The sequence below is a fragment of the Chamaesiphon sp. OTE_20_metabat_361 genome, from assembly GCF_031364565.1.
Window position 1 is genome coordinate 1 of the sequence record NZ_JANLWO010000629.1, and the last position, 3,342, is coordinate 3,342.

4 protein-coding genes are annotated in these 3,342 nt (G+C 47.5%); 2 read left to right on the plus strand and 2 right to left on the minus strand.

All coding sequences use genetic code 11. The features are described from left to right. Positions 1-584: dienelactone hydrolase family protein (locus RMO35_RS17990; RefSeq protein WP_309742806.1), on the minus strand; the 584-nt coding region annotated here is incomplete at its 3' end. 360 nt (positions 585-944) lie between these two features. On the opposite strand from RMO35_RS17990, the gene RMO35_RS17995 reads away from it, so the two are divergent. Then, positions 945-1,847, plus strand: a complete 903-nt coding sequence (locus RMO35_RS17995; protein WP_309742808.1) for a polysaccharide deacetylase family protein — start codon at positions 945-947, stop codon at positions 1,845-1,847. A 151-nt stretch (positions 1,848-1,998) separates the two neighbouring features. After that, positions 1,999-2,346 (plus strand): 4a-hydroxytetrahydrobiopterin dehydratase, encoded by a 348-nt coding sequence (locus tag RMO35_RS18000; protein WP_309742810.1) that lies wholly within the window; start codon positions 1,999-2,001, stop codon positions 2,344-2,346. A 156-nt stretch (positions 2,347-2,502) separates the two neighbouring features. Here RMO35_RS18000 and RMO35_RS18005 read toward each other — a convergent pair whose 3' ends face one another. After that, positions 2,503-3,285, minus strand: coding sequence for an ABC-2 family transporter protein (locus RMO35_RS18005; RefSeq protein ID WP_309742812.1), 783 nt, complete (start codon positions 3,283-3,285; stop codon positions 2,503-2,505). Positions 3,286-3,342 lie beyond the last annotated feature (57 nt).

The following is a 3,342-nucleotide window of genomic DNA, read 5'->3' on the forward strand; positions in this document are numbered from 1 at the left end:
CCATCATCCATCCCAAAGAACAGATCTATCGTACCCGCGATCGCCCCCGCTCGACTCACCGATGGCTCGCCCCCGCCGGGAGTCCGAGTAGTAATTCCCGCACCATAGAAGGAAGCGGTCGTGGTAATGTCCGGTAATGTTGCCGCTAAAAAAGCCACATGTCCGCCAAAACAAAAACCGATACAACCGAATTGGGATGTGACTTGAGGTAAAGTCTTGAGATAATCAATCGCCGATTGAATATCACCGAGTAATTGCGCGGCGTCAGTCTGCTGGGCATAACTGCGACCTAATTCGACATCATTGCTACTATAACCCGTCTCAAATCCCGGTGCGATCCGGTCGAATAATGCGGGAGCAATGGCAACGTAACCCATGCTGGCAATCCGTTCGGTGACAGCGCGAATGTGGGTATTGACGCCAAATATTTCTTGGAGTACGATAATTCCGGGAAATTCACCCGCTATGTCTGGCATCGCCAGATAGGCGGCAACTTCTGGCAATTGGGAATCTTTTGCAGCCGCCGTCGCGTCAAGATGGACTCTAGCCGCAATCTGTTGCGTTACCACTGGCAACTTAGTCATATAGATTAATCTCTTCAGTGTTAGCGATCGTCACAAATGAGTATACTTACATCTTGCACCAGCGGCTCTCGCTCCTCAGCTTTGCCGAGGATATAAAAGTAAACTCAAAACTTACTCCTAAGTACTATCCACTATTCACTATCCACTATCCACTATCCACTATTCACTTTATTTCGATCGCCATGAATGAGTAGAACAGCTAAGTTTGGTGGAATGTTTTGATATAATCTTACTGTCTTTGCCAGCTTAGCTCGAAAAGAAGAGTCAGACTCCCTCTAATTATGCAAAAAATTAGGATAGTCAGGCAACAGTATGACAAACCCAGATTGAACCCTTGTATACACGTTAGGAGTTGCTAAATTGGCTAGAGGTGAGTACCAAGATCGGATCGGCAGATTACTACCAGGTAAAACTTTATGGGTAGCAATCGCCGTCATGTCGTGTGCGGCAGTCGCACTACTACATACTATATTTAGTAGCATAAATCCGAATGCTTCGATCGCCAAGACGGGACTGGTCGAGACTGTCGAGATGACGACAGCAATTGCCCGGAGCTTTCCGATGAACTTTGACGTTCCCAAAAACTTTCAAGCCAAAACCATTAAAGATGCCCCCGTTGGTGCCGAAAAAGTCATCGCCCTCACCTTCGATGATGGCCCGTGGCCGGAAACTACCGAGAAAATCTTAGCAACTCTCAAACAAGAACAGATTAAAGCGACCTTTTACATGATCGGTCAACCACTCAAATCCTTCCCCGAAATCGGTAAAAAAGTCCTCGCCGACGGTCATGTCATCGCCAACCACACGCTGCACCATTGGTACAAGCAGATGAGTCCGTTAGTCGCCCAGCGGGAAATCGAAGACACCTCCAAAATCATCAAAGAAGTCCTAAATGTCGAAACCGCCTACTTTCGACCACCAGGCGGCATGTTAACTAATGGTTTAGTTGCCTACGCCCTCAAACACAACCAATCGGTGAATATGTGGTCGGTGGATTCTGGCGACAGCAACCCCCGCCGCCCCTCCTCCGAAGCGATTCTCAAAACCGTCCTCAATGGTGCAACCCCTGGCGGTATCGTGCTGATGCACGATGGTGGTGGCAGCCACAACAATACCGCCATCGCCGTTCCCCAGATTATCGCCCAACTGCGCGCCCAAGGCTACAAGTTTGTCACGGTGCCCGAACTCCTCGAACTCTCATCTGCGTTCTCAGAACCTCCCATCGCGAAAACTACATCTGAATCGATCGATCGTCGCTCCTAGATCGTTAATCATCGATAATTGACATATCCCTACTAATACTATGTTAGTAGGGATATCATTTTATGTTGCTCCTCGATCGTTAATCATCGATAGTTAAAATATCCCTGCTAAGACTATTTAGTAGAGATATCGTTTTAGATGGAGATTATTTATGTCAGAATTAACGCAACAACAGTGTGTCCCTTGCCTTGGTGGTGAAACCGCAATTTCTCAGGCTCAAATCGACGCCTTTCAACCCCAAATTCCCGATTGGTGTCAGTACGAAGTCAAAGGCGAACAACGCATCGAACGCCTATATCAATTCAAAGATTTTCAAACCGCACTCGCCTTCACCAATGCCATCGGCGAACTAGCCGAGTCTCAATCCCATCATCCCGCACTCCTGACAGAATGGGGTAAAGTCACCGTTACCTGGTGGACGCACACCGTCGGCGGCTTACATCTCAACGACCTAGTGATGGCAGCCAAGACTGAGGAAATTTTTAAACAGTTTAAGTAAAGGACTGGGAGACGGGGGACTGGGAGACTAGGAGACTGGGAGAACAGGAGACTGGAGGATTTCGGCATCACCTCTTACCTCTTACCTCTTACCCTTTCCCCTTTTCCCTTTTCCCCTTCCCCTTTTCCATACCATCTCCCATCTCCCATCTCCCCCCTAACTCGAAGCACTAGTATAAAACCGCAGTGCAAATCGCCAAAAGTTACTAGATAACAATAGCAACACCACCGCCAGACAGCCACCGCCAGCAATCCAAGCTAGATTCCCCCGCCCTAGCAGCGTCTCTGCTGGCACGGTCGTCAAAAATGCCACGGGTATCACAAATGTAAAAAAGAAGCGGTAAGTAGCCGGATAGGCGGCGATCGGGAAACGTCCGGCGGCGAGCAAACCCCGCAATACTTCAGTAATATTATAAATCTTGGTAAACCAAATACTCGTCGAACCCAGGATGAACCACAGACTATAAATAATGATAATCCCAAATAGGATCGGAATCGCACTGAGAAAATATGCCGCGATCCCAATCTGGAGCAAACTCCCGGCATAGAAAATAATTATTAGCCCAAATAGCATATCCGGCACTCCCCACAACGAGAAACTATGAAAGGACAGCCAAAATTGGGAATTAATCGGTTTGAGCAGCACAAAATCTAACGTACCATCCTGAACATGCTTGACAATCCGATTGAGATTGCTGGCGAGAAAGGTACTCGAAAAGCCTTCTAAAAAGGTAAAGATACCGACGACAATTAACGCCTCTTGCCACGTCCAGCCCTGGAAATTGTAGCCCTTGCGGTAGAACAAAAATAGACTAAACAAACTACCAGCAAGACCCCCCAAACTACTCAAGGCAGCAAAGAAAAAGTTTAGCCGATATTCTAGCTCCGCCGCGATCGCCGTCCGCCAAAAGATCTGAATTAAATTTAAATATCTAAACATCGGATAGGGAATAGGGGATAGGGGATAGTGGATAGTGGATAGTGAATTTAAAAATTC

Bases quoted from the DNA above. Each gene is read 5' to 3' on its own strand.
- RMO35_RS18000 (WP_309742810.1), top strand. From the start codon at position 1,999: ATGTCAGAATTAACGCAACAACAGTGTGTCCCTTGCCTTGGTGGTGAA.
- RMO35_RS18005 (WP_309742812.1), bottom strand. From the start codon at position 3,285: ATGTTTAGATATTTAAATTTAATTCAGATCTTTTGGCGGACGGCGATC.